This window comes from Sphaerisporangium sp. NPDC049002 (assembly GCF_040649355.1).
GTDB lineage: Bacteria > Actinomycetota > Actinomycetes > Streptosporangiales > Streptosporangiaceae > Sphaerisporangium.
This window is the reverse complement of sequence record NZ_JBEZFH010000011.1, coordinates 14831-35812: the sequence shown is the minus strand read 5'-3', so window position 1 is coordinate 35812 and position 20982 is coordinate 14831. Positions and strand designations below refer to the sequence as shown.

18 protein-coding genes are annotated in these 20982 nt (G+C 69.6%); 8 read left to right on the top strand and 10 right to left on the bottom strand.

Annotated features, from left to right (window positions below):
- Positions 1-39 precede the first annotated feature (39 nt).
- Together AB0B89_RS04535 and AB0B89_RS04530 are read right to left on the bottom strand one after the other, a co-directional pair.
- The gene (locus AB0B89_RS04535) at positions 40-1194 is read right to left on the bottom strand and encodes an acyl-CoA dehydrogenase family protein (protein WP_358548029.1); all 1155 of its coding nucleotides are present in this window, start codon (positions 1192-1194) and stop codon (positions 40-42) included.
- Positions 1194-2279, bottom strand: a complete 1086-nt coding sequence (locus AB0B89_RS04530) for an acyl-CoA dehydrogenase (protein ID WP_358548026.1) — start codon at positions 2277-2279, stop codon at positions 1194-1196. The genes AB0B89_RS04535 and AB0B89_RS04530 overlap by 1 nt, the downstream gene beginning before the upstream one ends.
- Before the next feature lie 186 nt (positions 2280-2465).
- Here AB0B89_RS04530 and AB0B89_RS04525 point away from each other — a divergent pair, with 186 nt between their 5' ends.
- From AB0B89_RS04525 to AB0B89_RS04510, 4 genes are all read left to right on the top strand, one after another.
- Positions 2466-3140, top strand: coding sequence for a TetR family transcriptional regulator (locus tag AB0B89_RS04525; protein ID WP_358548024.1), 675 nt, complete (start codon positions 2466-2468; stop codon positions 3138-3140).
- An 84-nt stretch (positions 3141-3224) separates the two neighbouring features.
- A complete protein-coding gene (locus AB0B89_RS04520) occupies positions 3225-4385 on the top strand; it encodes a steroid 3-ketoacyl-CoA thiolase (RefSeq protein ID WP_358548021.1) in 1161 nt (386 codons plus the stop codon).
- A complete protein-coding gene (locus AB0B89_RS04515; protein WP_358548018.1) occupies positions 4382-5413 on the top strand; it encodes an MBL fold metallo-hydrolase in 1032 nt (343 codons plus the stop codon). Before AB0B89_RS04520 ends, AB0B89_RS04515 begins: the two co-directional genes overlap by 4 nt.
- Before the next feature lie 65 nt (positions 5414-5478).
- Complete coding sequence (locus tag AB0B89_RS04510) at positions 5479-6150, top strand: FadR/GntR family transcriptional regulator (protein WP_358548015.1); 672 nt, start codon at positions 5479-5481, stop codon at positions 6148-6150.
- Positions 6151-6242: 92 nt separating this feature from the next.
- Here the strand turns inward: AB0B89_RS04510 and AB0B89_RS04505 are convergent, their stop codons facing one another.
- Together AB0B89_RS04505 and AB0B89_RS04500 are read right to left on the bottom strand one after the other, a co-directional pair.
- Entirely contained in the window at positions 6243-6458 is a 216-nt protein-coding gene (locus AB0B89_RS04505) for a DUF397 domain-containing protein (protein ID WP_358548012.1), read from the bottom strand.
- Positions 6459-6482: 24 nt separating this feature from the next.
- The gene (locus tag AB0B89_RS04500) at positions 6483-7337 is read right to left on the bottom strand and encodes a helix-turn-helix transcriptional regulator (protein ID WP_358548010.1); all 855 of its coding nucleotides are present in this window, start codon (positions 7335-7337) and stop codon (positions 6483-6485) included.
- Between the two features lie 257 nt (positions 7338-7594).
- Here AB0B89_RS04500 and AB0B89_RS04495 point away from each other — a divergent pair, with 257 nt between their 5' ends.
- Complete coding sequence (locus AB0B89_RS04495; RefSeq protein ID WP_358548007.1) at positions 7595-8290, top strand: ATP-binding protein; 696 nt, start codon at positions 7595-7597, stop codon at positions 8288-8290.
- A gap of 195 nt (positions 8291-8485) precedes the next feature.
- Here the strand turns inward: AB0B89_RS04495 and AB0B89_RS04490 are convergent, their stop codons facing one another.
- From AB0B89_RS04490 to fxlM, 6 genes are all read right to left on the bottom strand, one after another.
- A complete protein-coding gene (locus tag AB0B89_RS04490; protein ID WP_358548005.1) occupies positions 8486-9625 on the bottom strand; it encodes a hypothetical protein in 1140 nt (379 codons plus the stop codon).
- A gap of 2 nt (positions 9626-9627) precedes the next feature.
- Complete coding sequence (locus AB0B89_RS04485; RefSeq protein ID WP_358548003.1) at positions 9628-10596, bottom strand: thiopeptide-type bacteriocin biosynthesis protein; 969 nt, start codon at positions 10594-10596, stop codon at positions 9628-9630.
- Positions 10578-11774, bottom strand: a complete 1197-nt coding sequence (locus AB0B89_RS04480) for a lanthionine synthetase C family protein (RefSeq protein ID WP_358548000.1) — start codon at positions 11772-11774, stop codon at positions 10578-10580. Before AB0B89_RS04480 ends, AB0B89_RS04485 begins: the two co-directional genes overlap by 19 nt.
- Before the next feature lie 8 nt (positions 11775-11782).
- Positions 11783-14863 carry a lantibiotic dehydratase gene (locus AB0B89_RS04475; RefSeq protein WP_358547998.1) on the bottom strand — a complete coding sequence of 1027 codons (3081 nt, stop codon included), beginning with the start codon at positions 14861-14863 and terminating at the stop codon, positions 11783-11785.
- 77 nt (positions 14864-14940) lie between these two features.
- Positions 14941-15135 (bottom strand): FxLD family lanthipeptide, encoded by a 195-nt coding sequence (locus AB0B89_RS04470; RefSeq protein ID WP_358547995.1) that lies wholly within the window; start codon positions 15133-15135, stop codon positions 14941-14943.
- 69 nt (positions 15136-15204) lie between these two features.
- Positions 15205-16449 (bottom strand): methyltransferase, FxLD system, encoded by a 1245-nt coding sequence (gene fxlM, locus AB0B89_RS04465; protein WP_358547993.1) that lies wholly within the window; start codon positions 16447-16449, stop codon positions 15205-15207.
- A gap of 461 nt (positions 16450-16910) precedes the next feature.
- Between fxlM and AB0B89_RS04460 the strand changes: the two genes are divergently transcribed.
- The 3 genes from AB0B89_RS04460 to AB0B89_RS04450 all read left to right on the top strand — a co-directional run bounded on the left by AB0B89_RS04460 (position 16911) and on the right by AB0B89_RS04450 (position 20934).
- On the top strand, positions 16911-18392 hold the full coding sequence (locus AB0B89_RS04460; protein WP_358547991.1) for a hypothetical protein: 1482 nt from the start codon (positions 16911-16913) through the stop codon (positions 18390-18392).
- Positions 18393-18787: 395 nt separating this feature from the next.
- Positions 18788-19564, top strand: a complete 777-nt coding sequence (locus tag AB0B89_RS04455) for a CPBP family intramembrane glutamic endopeptidase (protein ID WP_358547988.1) — start codon at positions 18788-18790, stop codon at positions 19562-19564.
- Between the two features lie 95 nt (positions 19565-19659).
- Positions 19660-20934: an MFS transporter gene (locus AB0B89_RS04450; protein WP_358547985.1), complete on the top strand. Its 1275-nt coding sequence runs from the start codon at positions 19660-19662 to the stop codon at positions 20932-20934.
- Positions 20935-20982: the final 48 nt, after the last annotated feature.

Sequence of the window (20982 nt, the reverse complement as noted above, 5' to 3'; positions counted from 1 at the left end):
GCGCTGCGGTGGCCCTCGGGCCGGGTCATGGGAAGGGCGTCATCGAGGCGGTCGCGGGAGGCCGAGGCCGAGCATCGCGATCAGTTCGCGCTGGACCTCGTTCACCCCGCCGCCGAAGGTCAGCACGACCGCGCCCTTGACCCCGTGGTCCAGCACGTCGACGAACGCGGCGGTCTCCGGGTCGGACGGGTCGCCGTACCGGGCGAGCACCTCGCCGACGATCCTGCCGACGTCCTGCATGCGCTCGGAGCCGTAGATCTTGGTGGCTGAGGCGTCGGGGGCGCCCAGCCAGCCGAGGTCCATGTTGGCCGCGACCTGCCAGTTCAGCAGCTCGTTGGTGCGGAAGTAGGCGTAGACACGCCCGATGGCCCGCCGCACCGCCGGCTCCTCGATCGCCCCTGTGCGCCGGGCCCACGCGACGAACCTGTCGTACACATGGGCGATGTTCCCGGCGGGGCCGAGCGTGACCCGCTCGTGGTTGAGCTGGTTGACGATGAGGTCCCAGCCCTTGTTCTCCTCACCGACCAGCATGTCCGCGGGCACACGCACGTCCGCGTAGTAGGTCGAGTTGGTGTGGTGGCGCCCGTCCATCGTGATGATGGGCGTCCAGGAGTATCCCGGATCGGTGGTGTCGACGATCATCATTGAGATGCCCCGGTGCTTCTTGGCCTCCGGGTCCGTACGCGCGGCCAGCCAGATGTACTGGGCGTAGTGCGCGCCCGAGGTGAAGATCTTCTGCCCGTTGACGACGTAGTGGTCCCCGTCCCTGACGGCCGTGGTGCGCAGGGACGCGAGGTCCGTCCCGGCTCCCGGCTCGCTGTACCCGATGGCGAAGTGGCACTCCCCCGCGAGGATCCTCGGCAGGAAGAACTCCTTCTGCTCCGCCGTGCCGTACTGCATCAGGGTGGGGCCGACCGTCTGCAGCGTGATGATCGGGTACGGCACCTCGGCGCGGGCGATCTCGTTGGCGAAGATCTGCTGCTCCAGCGGCCCGAGGCCGGCGCCGCCGTACTCCTTGGGCCAGCCGAGGCCGAGCTTGCCGTCGCGGCCGAGCCTGCGGCAGTGCTCGATGTACGCCTGGCCGAACGGGTCCTGGGCGATCTTCCTGCGGTCCTCGCCGGTCAGGCACGCGGTGAAGTAGTCGCGCAGCTCCGCACGGAGCCGCTTCTGCTCGGAGGTGAGGTCGATCAGCATCAGACGAGCGCTCCTATCGTGTCGAGCCGGGCCTCCACGCCACCGAGAAGGTGGGCACGATGCTTGCCCCAGGCGAAGTAGCGGTGCAGCGGGTACGTCACGTCGAGGCCGATCCCGCCGTGCAGGTGCTGACAGGTGTACAGGCCGGCGAGCGCGGCGTCGGTCACAGTGTGCGCCGCGACGGCCAGGTCCAGCTCGGCCTCCTCGTCGAGGCCGGCGTCGACCCGCCACGCGCCCGACCAGACCGCCACGTCGAGCGCCCGCCCGGCGATGTAGACGTCCGCGATCTGCACGGTCACCGCCTGGAACTCGGCCAGCGCGCGGCCGAACTGCTTGCGCGTCTTGATGTACTCCGTCGTCAGCTCCAGTGCCCCCGCCAGCACGCCGGAGGCACTGGCGGTGATCGCGACCAGCATGAGCAGCCGCAGCGTGCCGTACGCCGCGCCTCCTGGCTCGCCGACCGGCTCACCGGGGGCGTCGTCGAAGACGACGGCCGCCGTGGGCTCTCCGGTGGAGGCCGGCACGGCCTGTACGGCCGCGTCCCCGGGCCTCACCAGGAACAGGCCGGTGCCGTGCTCGGTCTCGGCGGGCACCAGGATGGCCTCGGACTCGGCGGCGTAGGACACCATGGTCTTGCGTCCGGAAAGCACCCATCCGTCGCCCGATCGCCGGGACGTCGTCAGGGGCGTCGCGCCGAGGTCCCGCCCCGGTTCCAGGAGCGCGGCGGTCAGCACGATCTCGCCCTCGGCAAGGCGGGTCAGCCTCTCGCGCTGCTCCGCGGACCCGTACCGGCCGATCACCATCGCCGCGACCAGGCTGTCCTGGATCGGGGCCGGGACCACTTTCGTCCCAGCCTCGCGCAGGATCACGGCCAGCCCCACCGCGCCCAGCCCGGCGCCACCCGCCTCCTCGGGCAGGCAGGCGGCGATCAGCCCGGCCTGCGCCACCCCCTCCCAGAGCCCGGCGTCGTACGGCCGCCCGCCCTTCTCGTGGTCCGCGAGCCGCTCCTGCGTGGCCTCCCGGCCGAACAGGCGCGCGGCCAGTTCCCTCAGCTCTGCCTGCGTCTCGTCCAGGGTGAAGTCCATCGTCGCTCCAGGGGGTGGCATGACCTGGTCAGCCGCAAACTAGAACAGATTCTAATATCTGTCCAGGGGCATTTCCGGAGAGACCACCGGATATCTGCTCGCAACACAAACGTCATGGAAGACCGGCATTCGTTGTGACCGGTGAGTAACAAGGCCTACCTGCGAGTAATCCGGTAACGTGTTCTTATGCGCACTCCGCATGCCGGCACCACAGCCGTCCCGGCGCCCACCGGGCCCGACGGCGACGATCACGTGGCGCACCCGCCTCCGGCGGCCCCGGTCTCCTCCGGCGTCCGCACGCGCAGCCAGCACCAGCGGCGCAAGCGCATCGTCCAGGCCGCCGCCGCGCTCGCGTCACGCGGCGGCGTGGAGGCCATGCAGATGAGGACCGTCGCCGAGCGCGCCGGGGTGGCCCTCGGCACTCTCTACCGCTACTTCCCCTCCAAGATGGACCTGGTGGTCGCGGTCGTCGGCGAGGAGCTCGACCTGCTTGAGAGCAGCATCGAGCGGCGTCCGCCGAGCGCGGCCTCCCCCGCGGGCAGGGCCGTCGACGTGCTCATGCGGGCGACCCGCGGTCTCATGCGCGAGCCCGAGCTGGCCGACGCGCTGATCCGTTCACTGATCATGGCCGAGGTCGACACCCCCTTCGGCGACCGCATGGCCGGCCTGCTCCTGCGCGTGTCGGGCAACGGCCTCACCGCGCAGTCGGCGACCGAGGAGGAGTTCGCCCTGGCGGGCTCGCTGGCGAGCATCTGGGTGCACGAGCTGCTCGAAATGCTGCGCGGCCGCCGCACCTACGAGCAGATCCAGCGCCGCATCGAGATCGCCGCCGGGCGCCTGCTCAGCGACTTCGGCCGCTGAGCCCCGCCACCGGGGACTTCCACGTCAAAATAGAACCCGTTACAGTCTCGGCTAGAACAACGTTCGGACGTTGAGGAGGCCCGCATGGGCACGCCGGTGATCGTCGAGGCCGTACGCACCCCGATCGGCAAGCGCGCCGGCTGGCTTTCGGGGCTCAAACCGCAGGTGCTGCTCGCGACGGCCATGAGAGGCGTGGTCGAGAAGTCCGGCGTCGACCCCTCGACCATCGGCCAGGCGTTCGCCGGGTGCGTGACCCAGGCGGGCGAGCAGGGCGGGCACATCGGCCGCTACGCCTGGCTGTACGCGGGCCTGCCGTACCAGACGGGCGTGACGACCGTGGACGCCCAGTGCGGCTCGTCCCAGCAGGCCGTCCACCTGGTCGCGGCGCTCATCCAGGCGGGCGTCATCGACGCCGGCGTGGCCTGCGGCGTCGAGGCCATGAGCCGCCAGCCGCTCGGCAGCAACGTGCTCCCCGCCAAGCCCCGGCCTGACGACTGGTCGATCGACATGCCCGACCAGTTCAACGCGGCCGAGCGCATCGCGAAGCGCCGGGGGCTCACGCGCGAGCGGCTCGACGCGTTCGGCGCGCGGTCACAGCGGCTCGCGGCCAAGGCGTGGGCCGACGGCCGGTTCGAGCGCGAGATCATCCCGGTTGCCGCCCCCGTGCTGGACGACGACGGACGGCCGACGGGTGAGAGCCGTACGGTCGCGAGGGACCAGGGCCTGCGCGAGACCACGGCCGAGGGGCTCGCCAGGCTGAAGCCGGTGCTCGGCGAGAACGCGTTACACACCGCGGGCACGTCGTCCCAGATCTCCGACGGCGCGGCGGCCGTGCTGCTGATGAGCGAGGAGGCCGCCGCCCGGCAGGGCCTGCGCCCGCGCGCCCGCATCCTGGCCCAGGCCCTGGTCGGCGCCGAGCCGTACTACCACCTGGACGGGCCGGTGGACGCGACCGCCAAGGCGCTGGCCATGTCGGGCATGAAGGTGGCCGACATCGACAGGTTCGAGGTGAACGAGGCGTTCGCCGCCGTCGTGCTGTCGTGGGCGAGTGTCCACCAGCCTGACATGGACCACGTCAACGTGAGCGGCGGGGCCATCGCGCTCGGCCATCCGGTGGGCGCGACGGGCTCGCGCCTGATCACCACGGCCCTCCACGAGCTGGAGAGATCCGACACCTCGACCGCCCTGGTCTCGATGTGCGCCGGAGGCGCCCTCGCGACCGCGACCGTTCTTGAGCGCGTGTGAAGACGCGCCGCAGGCCGTACAGCGCGCAGCGGCCCGCCGACCTCGGCGGCGGGGTGTGGAGCGTCCCGGTGCCGATCCCCGGCAACCCCCTCGGGTACACGCTGGTGTACGCCGTCGAGTCCCCGGCCGGGCCGGTGCTGGTCGACGCCGGGTGGAACCACGAGGACGCCTGGCTGGCGCTCCGGGACGGGCTCGCCACCCTGGGCATCGACGTCCGCACGGTGCGCGGGGTGGTCGTCACGCACCACCACCCCGACCACGCGGGGCTCGCCGGGCGGGTGCGCGAGGAGTCCGGCGGCTGGATCGCCATGCACGAGGCGGACGCCGCGCTCGTACGGCTGATCCACGAGCTGGCCGAGGGGTCACACCGCAACTTCCAGGCCGACATGATGCGCCGGGCGGGCGCGGGATCGGACGCGGACGCGGTGGCCCTGTCCGGCCGTCCCGACCCACCCGCCGTACCCGACCTGGAGCTCAGGGACGGCGACCTGATCGACCTGCCCGGCCGCAGGCTCCGTACGGTCTGGACCCCCGGACACACACCCGGCCACGTCTGCCTGCACCTGGAGGACGCGGACCGGCTCTTCACCGGGGACCACGTTCTGCCTGGCATCACCCCCCATATCGGGATTTATCCGTACGACAGGAGCGACGTCGACCCGCTGGGCGACTTCCTGACCTCCCTGGAGCGCGTGGGCGGCCTCGGGAGCGCCGAGGCCCTTCCCGCCCATGAGTGGACGTTCCCCGACGTCGGCACGCGCGCGGCCGAGATCCGCGCCCACCATGAGGACAAGCTGGTCCAGGTGCGCGAGCTGCTGGCCGGGCTCTCCCCGGCCTCACCGACCATCTGGGACGTCGCCGAGCGGATGACCTGGAATCGCCCCTGGGCCGACCTCGCGCCCATGCAGCGCGGCATGGCGGCGGGCGAGGCGGCCGCGCACCTGCGCACGCTGGAGGTCCGCGGCCTGATCCGTCGCGAGCCTGGTGCTCCCGGCGATCCCGTACGGTTCACAGCCGCGACACACTGACGGCATACACTCCTAGACATCGGATGTATGGGCTTGAACTGCGCAACTCTAGGGGTGGTGACTCCGTGGCGGTCACGGACGCGGCGATCGACAAGATCAAGGGAATGATCGTCTCGGGTGAGCTCGCCCCCGGCGCGAGGCTGCCGAAGGAGGCCGACCTCGCCGAACGGCTCGGCCTTTCCCGCAACTCGCTCCGCGAGGCCGTGCGCGCGTTGGCGCTGATCAACGTGCTGGACGTGCGCCAGGGCGACGGCACGTACGTCACGAGCCTTGAGCCCCGGCTGCTCCTCGACGCCCTCTCGTTCGTGGTCGACTTCCACCGCGACGACACCGTGCTGGAGTTCTTCCAGGTCCGCCGCATCCTGGAGCCGTCGGCGACGGCGATGGCCGCGGCCAACATGAGCCCGGAGGGCGTCGAGGAACTGCGGATGATCCTTGAGGCCCTGCCGGAGGACCCCAACATCGAGCAGCTCGTGGCCAACGATCTCGACTTCCACCAGGCCATCGCCAAGGGGTCGGGCAACACCGTGCTCTGCTCGCTGATCGAGAGCCTGTCGGGTCCCACCACCCGGGCGCGCATCTGGCGGGGCCTCACCCAGGAGGGGGCCACCGTGAAGACCAGGGAGCAGCACATGGCGATCTACGAGGCGATCGCCGGCCACCAGCCCGACGTCGCCCGCGCCTGGGCCACCGTTCACGTCGCCGGCGTCGAAGAATGGCTCCGCAGGGCCCTGTGACCTCCACCAGGCCTCGCGGCGGCGCTCAGCAGGAGGCCACCTTCCTCGAAAGACGCTGACCAAGGGCGGCCACACCGAACGGATAAGCACGCTTAGAAGTCGAACTCGCCGATGCGGACACCTGCGAGGAATGCCTTCCACTCGGACTGGGTGTAGAGGATGGCTGGACCATCGGGCTGATGACTGTGCCGTACGGCGATCCGCCCACTCCCGTCGAGAACGGGACCGGCTTCAACACAGTCACCACCCCCATTGGGACTGAAACTACTGATGTGCCACGCAACCTCAGCCCGTGACTCAGTCGACATGCTCTCTCCTACTAGTTAGGGGGTCTATGCGTACCTGTCCGCAGCGGCTCGGATCAGCCCGACAGATTCATCCGGGTCCAACGCTCTGCGCCTGATGTGCCGATATTTCGTCTCAAGCCGTTGTACGCCCCGCGTTTCAACATAGATGCCGCCTGCGGGAGTGTCTACGAAAGCGACATCCGGGTAAGGTGACGGCAACTCGAAGATCATAAAGGCGCCTTCAGGACTGGCATGTGCTCCGGACGCGAAAGGCAGCACTCGGATGTCGACGGTGGGGCGTTCGGCCAGGTCTATCAGGTATGAAAGCTGCGACGCCATGGTCTCCAATGCCCCAGGCGCACGATGTAGGACGCTCTCGTCCAGAATGGCCTCGATGTGAGGCGGTTCACGGTCGGTGAGTACCTGCTGACGTGTGAGCCGGAACCGTACCCACGACATCATCTGCTCGGCAGACGCATCGGGATCAGCAGCGCTGATCACCGCTTCCATGTACGCGCGGGTCTGTAACAGGCCGGGGACGACCAACGCATCGAACGAGCGGACAAGTCGAGCCCGCGACTCTATCCAGGCGTAGTCAATGGTGTTCTTAGACAGAGCGTCTGAATAGCTTTCCCACCACCCTGTCTGCCATACCTCGGTCGCAAGTCGCACCAAGTTGTCCCTCCGCTGCGGATCATCTACGCCGTAGAGGTTCAGCAGGACCTGGACATCCGAAGTCCGGGCAGGGTAAAGGCCGGCCTCGAATCGACTGACAGTGGCTCCTGTGCGCTCGATGTAGCCAGCGACCTCACTGGCCGTCAGCCCAGCGGCTTCTCGCAACTCTCTGAGCTCACGCCCCAGCCACTGCGCACGCAAAGTCATGCCGCGCTTGATGCTCATGCGATCACCCCATGCCACTGAATCTTGCAGAAGGCTACCTAACGCCTACCCAGCGTTGCCAACTTTCACCATTACCCATGTAAATATTCACAGCCCATGTAAGACTCTTGGTCACCGGAACAACACTCTCCGGATGCATGCGGCATGAAGGAAGGGGTTGAGGTGGAGGCGCAAGGTGACATCAGCTCGCGTCTGGACGTGGAAAGACACCTGCTCGGAACTCCGGCAAGGCAGCCACGAATGCAAGGAGGTCGCAGGTGAGACAAGAGGTCAGGCAAGTCGAGCTGCTGGGCGCGGGGGTGCGGGCGCTGCAAGTGCTCGAACGTGAGGTGGCGGGCATCAACGGCCTCCACAACGAGGTACCGCTCACGCGCCACTCACCTGTCAGCAGCGGTGAGAACCTGGGGCTGGTCCCGGCGGTACGGGCTACCTGCTCGGGTGAGTCCCGCCGGATCGGCGCGGAGGACAAGGTCGGACACGAAGGCTGGTGCCGTGAGGGCGATCCGACGCCGCCCCCGCGGACGATCGCGGGCTTCATCACCTTCGCCGGAAACCCCGATCAGGTGAGTGTGGCGCGGACGTTCATACGGAAACTGCTCAGCGGGGATCCGGTGCTGGACTCGGCGATGCTGGTGGTTTCCGAGCTGGTGTCCAACAGCGTTCAACATTCGCGATCGTCGCTTCCGGGCGGGTCCGTCACGGTTTATGTCCTCCACGTCGGCACCCGGGTACGTATCGAGGTGATCGACGACGGAGGAGAAGGCGTCCCCCGGCTCCGCCCCTTGGACGGGGTGGAGTTGCCGGACTGGGCCGGGTCGCTAGACGAGCTTGATCTTCGAGGCCGGGGCCTGCGCCTAATCGACGCGGTGGCGGAGTGCTGGGACTTCACCATCGGCCGTCACAAGACCATTACCTGGGCCGAGTTGTCACCGACTCCAGCCCCTGGGGTCTGACTTTGCACAACCTCAGCAGAAACCCGCGTGTCATCCGGGTCCGCTGGCACCCTGAGCGGCCACCCATGCCGCTCAGCTGCCGCTGGTGTGGCCGCCCGCCCTACTCCCACGACCTAGCCAGCCTGCCGCACCGCCCCGACCGCCTCTGGTACGGCTACGACCGAGACGCCCCCTGCTCAGACCTCTCTGACCTCGTCATGGCCTGATGGCCGGACGATCCGGCCGCACCATCGACGCGGCCAACGCCTCTTTCGCGACCTCCGCCGAGTTGACGAGCGAATTGAGCAGAGACTCTGGCAGCGTCCCAGATCCCAGCCCGGAGCGGGTCACCAGCTCGGACAGCGCATCGCGCTGCATGTTCGTCAGGCCCGTGCGGGTGCTGAGATAACCCAGCATGTCGCGTGCGGCGTATCCATCACCTGCCTCGATCGCCTCGGCCGTCACCCGGGCGAGTACGCCGTCGGCCGCCTCCGGGTCAGCGGCGCCAGCGAGGCTGACCACGGTCAGCCCGAGCCGAGCCCGGAAGACCGCGTAGCCGGGCACCGGCTCCTGTTCGAGGAAGTGTCGGACCATCGCTGCGACTTCCTGGCTGATCGATGCCCTGTTTGGGTCCGCGCACATCACATTCAAGCAGGAAGCGACCTGATGTTCCCACGGTTGCGTCGGCGTACTGTCCGCCAGTACCGCGCGGGCCGTTGGCAGGGCACCGTGTAGGCAGTGGGCGATGATCGTGGCTTGCCGCCCCTCCATGAGGTGCCGTCCGATCCCCCGGTGTGCTTCGGCGTGGGCGACCGCGTCGTCCCAGCGGCCTGCGAGAGCCAGGGCACGGATCCCGTCCGCGAGATAGTGCATCCAGACCCATTCGCGCAGGTTGCGGTGCTCCTGTCGCGTGCCCGTGAGATTGGCCAGCGGCAGTGTGTTCCTGTCGACGACCAGGTCGGTGTTCGCCGTGACAGCCTGGTACATCGCTTCCAGAAGTCGCAGGGCCTGCCCGCCGGCGTCGGCGCGGATTTGGAGCCGGGCAAGGTTGAGGACGGGTTCGAGCATGTACCTGGCCTGCCGCACAGTGAGCCGGAGGCCTGCCACTCGGTAGAGGTTGATGTGCTGCCAGCACAGGTCGCGGGCCAGGTCCTCTAGGCCGCAGTCGCTGGCCAGCAGCGCGGCCTTGTTCAGGGCGTGCGCCGCGTGGTGCATGACGTCCGCGCCTTGTTGTCCGGCGGTGCTTGCGATCTCGCAGATCTCCTTCACCCGCTCGGGGAGCGGTGGGCAGGCCGGGCGGGGGCGGCCGAGGAGCGGGAAGCGGCGCGCGGCGGCGCTCAGCGTCGTGATGTCCATGGTCAGCTCCGAGGCAGGAGGGCTGCGGTCGCTGCGCGGGCGAGGATGCTTTGAGTGGTGGCCGACAGGCCGAACCGGTTCCAGTGGAAGATCAGAACGTGGGTGAGGACGGCGCGCACCCCGCGGTCAAGCCTGCCCTCCGCCGCCGCGTGGCCGAACTGGCTGCCGGCGGCTTCGAACGCGGCGATCCAGGGCGCGGCGAACGCGACCGGACCGCCGGGCGCGAACAGCGCGCTGCCGGCCTGTGCGGGTACGGCCAGCAGGGTGCGCACGCTGGTGGCCAGTTCATCAACGCGCGCGACATCGGCATGCGAGGGTGCGGGGCGCAGCTGGGCCACCCGGTCGAAGACGTCGCCGCATTCGAACCGGTCCAGCCCGGCCGCGCGCAGCAGGGCGCTGATCAGCAGGACCGACAGTTCTCGGCGGCCCAGGCCCGGTGCGCTCTGGCGGGCGTAGTTCAGCACGCCGCGGCTGTCGGCGCAGAACAGGTCGTGGGCGGCGCACATTCCGGCCGGGCCGCCGAAGGCGGTGGTTTCGGGCTCGTACACGGTCGGCCACCAGCGGGTGAGCACCCCGGCTGCGGTCAGCTCGTCGAACACCCCGTCCACTTCTGCGGTGTCCGCGCCGCGCAGGCGAACCCGCCAGCAGGGGTGCTTGCGCAGGAACCACCATCCGGCCACGGCTCCACTGGCTTGGAGCTGGTCCAGGCCCGGCCCGAGCCGCGCCGCGCCGGCGCTCTCAGCGGTGCTCCAGTCGGGGAACTGAACGCGCAGCTGATACCACTGCTTGTCCGCGCGCCGCTCAAGGGCGGCGAGCCCGGCGGCTTGATACACCTGTAGGGCTTCGGCGAGGTCTGCGGGGTCGATGCCGCTGGCGGTCGCAGTGGACTCAAGGCTGGCGCCCGCGAGCACCGCGCCCACGCCTGCTGCGATCTGATAGGGCGGGGCGGCGGTCAGACGATCAGCAGGCATGCGTCCCATCCCGAGCGTGGCGGCGTGGTGTGCCGCGTGGTTTCCAGCGCCAGGCCCACCCCGGCGCCTCCAGTCAGCAACCCGGTCCCGATGCCGATGTCGTCGATGTCGTCGCTGTGGTTCTGAGTGGCGGTCGCGTACCTGGTCAGCGCGGCGGCCACCGCAGGAAGCCGTGCCCCGATCGTGGGACTCTGCGCGTCGCGGGCAGCCCGGTAGGCTGTCTGGTACACCCCGGCCATTCCGTGGCACAGTCCCATCTGGGTGATCCGGTGGAGCTGCCGGTCGGTCAGACAAGCGGCAAGGGCCTCCTCCGCAACCTTGCGACGGGTCGGATCGTTGGTGGCGATGGCGGCGAGCTGCTGGGCGCGGGCGATCCCGACCGCGCCATAGCACCAGGACGGTCGCCCGGGCCCGTCCTGGGCGAGGCGGCTGGTGCGCAGCTCCTGGCGGGTGACCCACTGCGGCCACCACGGCCCCTCAGCCGAGTCCTGCCGCCACCGGTCGAACCAGGCGCTCAGGTACTCGATCGCCTCGGTTTGGCCGTCGACCACATGGCCGCGTGCGGTGGCGAGTGCAAGCAGGGCGAGCAGGCCCGCCACGCCGTGCGCGATCCCGAAGTTCGCGTGCCCTCCGGGGGTCGGCAGGATCGGGTCCGGGTCGTGCGCCACCCACCATCCCGGCAGTTCAAGCCCATCCTGGTGGCGCGGCTGTGTCAACCGGGTGAGGTAGCGCAGGACGTCGGCGAGTGCGTCGCTGCCGGGCATATGACGCAGTAGCAGCGCGCCGATTCCCGTCAGCCCGTAGAACAGATCGTATTCGCCGAACGTTGCCGTCTCGCCGCGCTTCATCCGGCCTGCGGCGGTGGCCAGGCGCCGGTGAGCCAGGCGGAGTACGTACCCATCCAGGGTCGTGGCCGCCGCACGGTAGCGGGGACGCCCGTCCGAGGCTGCGGCGTGCAGCACAAAGGCGATGGCCGGCGCCCCGTAGAACAGTCCCGCGTGCTCGGCAGTGTCGATCGGCCCGGCCGCGGCCTGCTGGATTGCCGCGCGTGCGCTCGCCCAATCCCCGGAGCCGTTCAGGGCCCGCTCGATATGCAGCAGTGCGGCCCCGGCCATCCCGGTCGCCAGGGACTGGCCGGTCGCCTCGTCGGCGGTGAGCGCCACCAGGCCGGTGTTCACGCCGGGGTTCACCGGGCACCCGCCAGCGCCAGACGGCGCAGCGCGGCCGCGCGGGCCAGGCGGCCGGTCATCTTCTCAAACACCGGGTCGACGCCGAGAGCCCGCACGTGGTGCTCGTGCAGCAGGGTGCGCAGCACGGTGGCCGGGTCGCGCTGCTCGGCGAGCGCGCGATAGTAGCAGGTCAGCGCCGCATCCCGGGCGCGCCATGCGGCGGCCACCGCGTCGCCGCCCGGCGCAGCGCGGACGGCCTGGAAACCATCGGCGGGGTCGGCCAGGTGGAGTGCGTGGTCGCGGAGCGTCCGCTCCAACGGCCCACTGCCCTGTTTCAGGCACTGGATCAGCGCCCGGTATCCGGATTCGGTGTCCGGGGCGAAAGCCGCGGCCAGTTGCGCCATCGACGCGGCGGCCAGGGCTTGGCCGGGAAGCCCGGCGGCCTCAGCCATCGTGATCTGCGCGATGGCGGCCGCGGTGTCGGCGGCGAATACCTGCTCGGCCGCTGCCAGCGCTGGGCCTTCGCCGTAGCGGGCGAGATGTTGCGGGTAGGAGGCAAGGGTGAGCTGGGCGGGCAGGCCGCGCGCCTCCAGGTCGGCGGCGAAGCCGGCCAGGCGCGCGACCGCCGGTCCGTACTGGTCGGGGGAGGCAAGGCGCAGGAACAGGGCGAGGTGCTGATCGGTCTCGGGCCGGATCATGTCGCGGTGCCGCCGCACCCACCAGCGCTCGACCAGCCCGGGGAACTCGTCGACGAACGCGGGCAAGTGCGTGGTCAAGATCTGGTCGAACCGTGCGGGGTTGCCCACCAGTTGGGCGTGCACCAAAGCGGAGCCACCCGGCCGAAGGACAGCTCCCGGCGCTGCGGTTGCCGGGGGCCTGCGCTGCGGAGGGGTGATCGCGGTCATCGGGATCAGCAGCTCTGCCGGCCTCCCGATCCAGCTCTGACCGCCGGGCGCGCCGTCTTCTTGCAGCTCGATCCGCCCGGTTCTGTCCAACCGGGTCCGCAGGAGGGTGCGGTCCAGTCCCTGATCCAGGTCGAGCGGCAGACGCAGCTCCGCCAGGCACAACACGACCCTTGCCGGGACCCGCCACCGCTGCCGCCAGGAGTACAGCGCCGCATCCCAGGCTTCGCATGCCGAGGTGCCCAACAGGTCGGTGGAGGTGAGAATCCAACGGGCAGCGGCCAGCACGGTGCGCCGGTAGCGGATACGCGGAATGTAAGGCAGGGTACGGGCGGCACCGGGATCGAAGGGGCCGAATACCGCACTGCGTGCGTCAGCGACCTCGGCGAGGAACCGGGCCAGGGTCGGGCTCTGGAGGGAGGTGTCCAGCGCGTGCGGTATCCGGGGGACCACGCGCCGCCCGGTGGACCGCTGAACCAGATACATCTGGTCGGCGTCGGCGGTGACGGCCAAGTCCTCCACGCCGATCACGCCGTTATCAGGATGCTCCGACAGGGACACCACGTCGGGGACAAGCCGTGGGACGCGCACCACGTTCTCGTTGTGCGGTCGGCGAGGGGGGAAGGACAACTGCACCGCGACTTCGGCGTCCTCGTCGTCTGTGGTGAAGGACGCGGCCAACCGTTCGCGGTCGGCGTCGTCGAGCAGGTAGGCGAACCGTCCAGCCATGCTGGTATGAGCGCGGGGCGCGGCGATGACGCGCAGCTCGAACTCTCCGGCCTCAATCGCCTGGGTGGAGGTGGCGTGCAGTGTGACGCCGAGCTCGATGCGCTGTGGCGGCACGATGTCGGCGTGCTCGCCCACCGTCAGCGCCTGGACGTCGGCCTCGGTCAGCTCGATCTCCTCGGCCCCCTCCAGTACGGCCTTCTGGATGAGTTCCAGCAGAGCGGCGTCGCGCTCGGTCAGCACCCGCCAGCCGGGCCGGGCGCGCGGCGCGCCGAGGTACCCGCCGGGGTAACCGAGCCCGGAGTCGGCCACCAGTTCCCGCACCGGCACCACAGCGCCGGGCCCATAGCGGGTACGGAACCGGGCGTGGTAGTCCAGCCAAGCTGCGGAGCCGAACGGTTGAGTGGTCAGCCGCACCAGGACGCTGGCGACGCGTGCGGCCTCCGACAGCACGCGCTCGGCGATGGCGATCTGTGCGTCAAGCCGCACGTCGACGGCCAGCACGTGCCCGGCGCCGGGGGCGAGCGCGGTCATCTGTTCGGTGGCCGATACCCGGATCGCTGCGGCCTTCCCGGGGTCGGCGCAGGCGTTGTGGCGGGCCAGTTGCTCGCTGATCTCCTCCAGTCGGGATAGCAGCGCCGCGATGTCGGTCAGTCGTTCTCCGCCGGCTGCGCGCAGCGCGCCGATCAGGTGGGCCAACCCGTCGGCGGCCGTCATCGGCGGACGCAGGCTGGTGATCAGGATGCCCTGGTCGACCAGGCCGTGCAGCAAGGCGCGGACCTTGTCCGGTGAGGTGCCCGGGAACCGGGCGGCCAACTCCACGGCGAGCGCGTCGAACTGAATCGGCGAGGCGGCCCTGGCCAGCGCGAACTGCACGGGCCGGGTGTGGCGTACCGACGCATCACGCAAGGGCCCGGGAGTCCGGGCACCCACCTGTGCCCGCGCGGTCACGATGAAGCGGCCATCGCGCACAATCCCGGCGCTGTCGGCCATCACCATCAACCGCGCGCGCAACTCCAGGTGCCGCTCGACCTGGTCGATCAGCATCGTGAGCCACTCGGCGTCCGCCCGCACCACCGCCCGGTGCTCGGCGCCGACCTTCGCCATGGTGGGCCCGACCATGGCGGGGGCGACGCCGGCGAACAGCCCGAACGGGGTAGCGCGCCGCTGCCAGCGCAACAGGTAGGACGCGGCGGACACGATGGCACGGCGCAGCTCCTTGACGGGCGCCGGGCCGGTGCCTTCGGCGAGGAGTTGGTCAATGCGCGCCCCAAGGACGGGGCTGGCCATCCGCAGCGCCTCGCGTATCTCGCCGCGGGACCACAGCTTCGCCAGCCATGCCCGGCCTTCGTGCTCGATCGCGGCCGGGTCGGACACCTCCAGGTGCGTCGGCGGGTCCAGGTCGCCTGGGTCTGTCGTCGCGCGCACCATCACCAGGCCGGTGTGCTGGTAGCGCAGTGGTACGGTCACCGTGATCGCCTCCTCAGCCGGGGATGAACCGCGCCGCCGGCGCCAGACTCAGGCACCGGCGGCAGAGGGATGGTGGTTCAGACCGGGTCGTTGGAGCTGGTGCTGCACGCGCTGGTGCCGCACGTGCTGCCGCACCCGTCGTTGGTGTCACACATCATGATCACTAGAGGCGTGGTGGCCTCCACCACGCGCATGTCCAGCTCGAACTCCTCGTCGGCGGCGGCCGTGGAGTCCAGGGCCTCGGTGGCGTCGAGGGTCAGCGATGGAGCCATCGAATCACACTCCTCATTCCATAGGGGGTTGGGTGTGGTGCATCCTGGCCCGCGCGTGCGCGCGATTGCTCAGCCCACTGTGGGCCAGGAAATCGTGACCAGACCATGGGTTTTGTTGAGGACCGCCGAGCCGTCAGGAATCTGGGCGCGGTTGCTGCCAGTCGGCCAGAAGGCGAACGTGGGCGCCGGACTGTACCGGGCCTGCCGGTCCCATGCCTGGATCTGTTCGACCATCGCGGTCGCGGCCGCCTTGCCGTGCGCCCCGTAGGCGCGCGCCCCGAACTCCACTCCGGCGCCCTCCAGGGCCGGGCGCACCGCCAGGTAGGCGAAGGAGTCTCCCCGCACGACACCGAAGGGGAACCAGTTCCCCCGCTCCTGGTCCAGCTCGGTCCCCTTGTCGGCGGCCAGCTTGCAAAAGCCGGGCAGGAAACCGGCGAACCACAGGTGCAGGTCGGCGAACGACACCCCGTGATTGATCGTGACGGCGGACCACACCGCCGTACGTTCGGTCGCCAGCACCCCGTCCAGCAGGCCCGGCTCCTGCGGTACCCCGTCGTCGAACCGCAACTTGACGTTGCGGCCTTGGGCGTCAGGGAGCAGGAAGACCCGCTCGGAGTGCTCCCCGTCGCCCTGTATCGGGACGAACCCGCACACTTCGGCGGACGTACTTACCAGGTGGTCTCCCTGCTGGTGGAACGCGATCGAGCGGGTGATCCCGTTCATTCGCAGCGGCACGACGATCACTCCGTCCCCGGCCAGCTGTTCCAGCCAGGCCGACGGTATGTCCCACGCTCCGACCGTCACGATGATCGCGTCGAATGGCCCGGGCTCGGGGACACCGTGCTCGGCGTCGGCCAGCACGACCCGGACCCGGCTGCCGTACCCGGCCGCGTCCAGCAGGGCACTGGCCCGGGCGGTCACCTCCGGGTCGATGTCCACGCTGACGACACGACCCTCCGGGCCGACGACTTCGGCCAGCAGCGCGGCGTTGTAACCCCCGGATCCGACCTCCAGCACGCTCATGCCTGGCCCGATCTCCGCCTGCTCGATCATCCTGGCCTGGATGAACGGCGCGCTGATCGAGGAGGTGACCGCGCCGTGCTCGTCGGTCTTGGTCGTCACCGAGTCGTCGGCGTTGTAGGCGACCTCCAGCGATGTGCCGGCCGGAGCGAACTCGTGCCGCGGCACCACACGAAAGGCCCGTTCTACTACCGGCGACGTGATCAAGCCCTTGGCACGCAGCTTATCCGTCAGAGCATCGCGGATCTTCCCCGCTTGGTCGGAGTCTTCGGACATCTCAACCGTCTGAGTCATGCGGCACTCCCTGTCTTGATGTGTGCCGGTTTGGCAGGCCGACTGGCTTCTCGGGCCATCCTTCGGCCGCCGCCGTGGCGATCGGTGTCACGTAGAAGCCTTCTACCACTCAGCTACGACCGCTGGAGACCCGCTGTTCGACGAGGGGAACGACGCGCCGACCGCCTGCGAGCTGGTGGCCCTCGGCGAGCAGAGCGGCGAGCTTTTGGCTCAACCACGCCGGGTGCCGGCAGAACGTTCATGGCAGGGTCCGACGCGATCCGAGGCCGGGCAGATAGATGCGGGGCAATCACAGGGCGGTCCTCTCGGTGTTGCTGGACATCTCTCATCCAACTGCTCTGCCGAGGATCTGCCTTCCCCCAATCCGGAGGAGCACAGGGTCGTGCTGTCCCCCATATTGGGGGACAGCGTGACACGGCCCAAGACGCTACCGTTGAGGTGAGTCCTGCGAACATGCACGCGTGAAGGACGGTGAGATGACCGCAGCCGCACACCTCGGGCAGATTAAGGACCTGGCCCAGAGCCTGCGGCGCGAGAACACCCCGATCGACCAGATCGCCGCTGCCCTGTTCGAGCGTTTTGGCCTCACCTCGCTGGCCGCCTATCGGCATGCGAACGGTATGTCACAATCCCAAGCCGCCGACGCGTTCAACGCCCGATTCCCCGATCCGGTCGTCAAGACCGCGAAGAACATTTCCTACTGGGAGAAATGGGGCGGCCCTGGCACATCCCGTTCGGCTTCGGCACGCCCGCCGTCCATGCTGGATTTGCAGCGACTGGCCGGGCTATACGGGTGCCTGATCGACGACCTCTTAGTCGGGCCACGCCGACGCCCGGCCGGCTCCCCGGTCACCGTGCCCTACTCCGTCCTCAGCGACCTGCTCTCCGAACTGCCCATCCCGCCCGCCGGCCCGTACCCTGAAGACGTCGACGCCGTTGTGACACTCCATACCGGAATCGGCGAAGGGATCCTGATCTTGAAACTGACCCGGAGGGACTTCGCCGCCCTCATCGCCACCGGCGGACTGGCCGCGCTCCTGCCCGCCTCCTTCGCCCTCCCCGCATCGGCAGAAACCGGTCCCACCGGTCGCTTCCGCGCGACGCTCGCCGCGCACCAGGCCGGCCACCACCTCATGGCCCCCGCCCAGCACATCACCGCGCTGGTCGAAGCACTCCGCGACATCGACGCCCTCCTCGACGCCTCCGCCCCGGCCACCCAGACGGAACTACGCCTGGTCAAAGCCGAATTCGCCGAACACATCAGCTGGCTTCATCGCGAACGCGGCGACCTCACCCTTTGCCGACGCTGGTCCGAGCGGGCCACCAGCTGGGCGATCGCAGGTGGAGACACGGCCATGGCCGCCTACATGGTGCTCCGCAACGCCTCCGTAACTCTGGACGCCGGAGATCACCAAGGCGCGAACAACCTGGCCGAACGTGCCCGCACACTGTGGACAATCCCCCCTGCGCTGGAGGCTGTCGCACACCTCTACCAAGCACGTAGCAGCGCCGCTACCGGCATCATCGACACCGCGAAACTCGACGCCGCCGACGCGCTGCTCGCCCAGTCCGCCTCTCCCGACGAGCCTGCCTACCTGCGCTTCTACGGCCCCGGTTGGGCAGACCTGCAACGTGCCACCTGTTACATGGTCGGCGGACAGCCCGCCAATGCCATCACCATCCTCAACGCCCGTTTGACCGGTCTTCCGACCACCCACCATCGCGACCGCGCTCTGCACCTGGCCCGCATCGGCACCGCTCACGCCGCTACCGACACCCCCGACGCCGCCGCCATCGCTGCCCTTGCAGCCCTCTCCGAAGCCCACCGCGCTAGATCACTGCACGTCGTCGCTGAGCTCCGCCCCCTGCATACCCAGCTCACCCAAAGATGGCCTAACCAGCCCAAAGTCCGCGAGTTCGCCGAAGCTTTCACAACCGCCTGAACCCATCTGTGCCTCGCCCAGGCACTCTCCCGCAACTCGCTCCGCGAGCCCGTGCGCGCTGGCGCTGATCAACGTACTCGACGGGCGCCAGGCCATTCCAAAGGCCGGGCAACGCCGTGCTCCGCTCGCTGATCGAGAGCCTTTCAGGTCCCCGCGCGTCCGACTCTCGTCTGGCAGGGGACGGGGCTGTCTCGTAGCCGGGGCGCGACCGCCGATGCGCGCGGTGGTCCCAGGTCGTGGAACCACTTCGGCGGCTTGGATTTCTGTCGCTATTTAGCCCGATATATCAGCTTCTGCGATGAAACATACTCCCTCTCCCCATGCCACCTATCCAGATATAGGGTGTCACGTCTGCCCTATATGTACGTTTTGAGCGCCACCGCAAGGAACCCGCAATGACCACGACCGGCCCGGCCGTCGCCCCCCAGCCGCGCGGACGCCTCCGCACCGCAGCCCACCTCGCCCGCCGCCCCCGCGTACGCGCACTGCTGCTCTATGTCGCGTATATGCTGACGACCTTCGTCGCCGGCCTCGCCGTGAAGGCGATCGTGCCGCACTGGTCGGGGACGGCCCAGTCGCTCGTGACGATGATCCCTCTCGTCGTCCTGGTCACGGTGCTCGTGATGCGCTTCGGAGGATGGCACGCGGCCGGCTTCACCCCGCCGCGGCAGTGGCGCGACCTGCGCCTGCTCGTCCTCCCGGCCCTCCTCGTCTTCACCCCGCTGGTGGCGGGCTTCGCTCCCGTCGAGCCCGGGTTGCTGACCATGCTCGTGGTCGGATACGCCCTCACCGGCTTCATGGAAGAGGCCATGTGGCGTGGCGTCATCCCCCACGTGCTGCGTCCGACAGGGGTCTTGAGCTCCGCCCTGCTCGGCTCGGCGCTGTTCGGCGCCGCCCACCTGAGCAACATCCTCTTCCGCGAGAACCCCGCCCTCGTCGCCTCGCAGGCGGTCGGCGCGTTCTGCTTCGGCGTCGGCTACGCCGCGCTCCGCCATCGGACCGGCACCATCTGGCCGCTCATGGTCCTGCACATGGCCACCGACCTGTTCGCCGCCACAGGAGCGGTCCCGAAGATCCCCATCCTGGTCGCCCAGGACGTCATCCTCCTGGTCTTCGGCCTCATCCTCCTGCGCCGCCCCAGGACCCCTGCGAACGACGCCGCGCCCCCCTAAGCTGACCGGACGGCGCGCGAGCCGAGCGGACCGCGAGAGGCCCGCCCTGTGCGAAAAGCCCGCGCCGGCACTGACGCCCCCTGAAAGAGAAGGCCATGGCTGAGCGACGCCTCCTCATGGACATCCGGCCGCTGAAGGAGTCACCCGCTTTCCGGCGGTTATGGGCGGGGGCGACGCTGTCGGCGGTCGGCGGTCAGATGACGAGCTTCGCGGTCGTCCTGCAGGTGTACGTCCTCACCGGCTCCGCGATCGCCGTCGGCGCGGTCGGCCTCGCCTCGGCCCTGCCCGCGATCGTGTTCGGGCTGGCCGGAGGGTCGCTCATCGACGCCTTCGACCGCCGGAAGCTGGTGCTGGTCACCAGCGGTTGCCTGGCCGGAGTGTCGGCCGTGCTCGCGGTGCAGGCGTTCATGGACCTCGACCAGTTGTGGCTGCTGTACTGCCTGGTCGCGGTCCAGTCCGTGCTGAGCGCCGTGAACGGTCCCGCGAGAAGCACCTTCCTGCCGCGGCTGCTCACGGCCGAACGGGTTCCCGCCGGAGCCGCGCTCAATATGTTCACCTTCCACTTCAGCGCGACGATCGGCCCCGCTCTGGCCGGGGTGATAGCCGCCGCAGGAGGGTTGAAGCTGTGTTACCTCGTCGACATGCTCAGCTTCGCCGCGGCCCTGTACGGGATCGCCCGGCTGCCGGCCATGCCGCCCGAGGGCGGCGGCACGCGGCCCAGCCTGCGAGCGGTCGGCGAGGGGCTGCGGTTCATCGGCCGTAACCGGATCCTCGGCGGAGCGTTCCTCGCCGACATGAACGCCACGATCCTCGGGATGCCCTTCGCGCTCTTTCCCGTGATCAACGCCGAGCGCTTCGGTGGTGCGGCGGAGACGCTCGGCCTGCTCACCTCCGCGGTCGCGGTCGGCGGCATCCTCGGCACGGCACTGTCCGGATGGGTCGGGCAGGTGTCCCGCCAAGGACTGGCCATCCTGGCCGCCGGCGCCGTCTGGGGCGCCGGTCTCGCCGGCTTCGGCCTGGCCCACGACCTGTGGCTCGCCCTCGCCCTGCTCGCCGTCGCCGGCGCCGCCGACGTGCTCAGCGTGGTGTTCCGCACGACCATCGTCCAGGTCGCCACGCCCGACCGCTATCGCGGGAGGGTCAGCGCGGCCAACCACGTCGTCGGCGTGGGCTGCCCGGAGCTCGGGAACTTCCGCGCAGGCGCGGTCGGCTCGCTGGTGTCCCCGACCTTCAGCGCCGTGAGCGGTGGTCTGACCACCATCGCCGGCGCCGCCCTCATCGGCCTGACCTTGCCCGCCTTCGCCCGCTACCAGGCCCGGTCCGCCTCCGAGCCCGAGGAGGCGAAGGCCACCGAGCACCAGCCGTCCTGACCCGGGTCCCTGCTCGTCGCGTGGCGGATCTCCGTCCATCGCGCGATC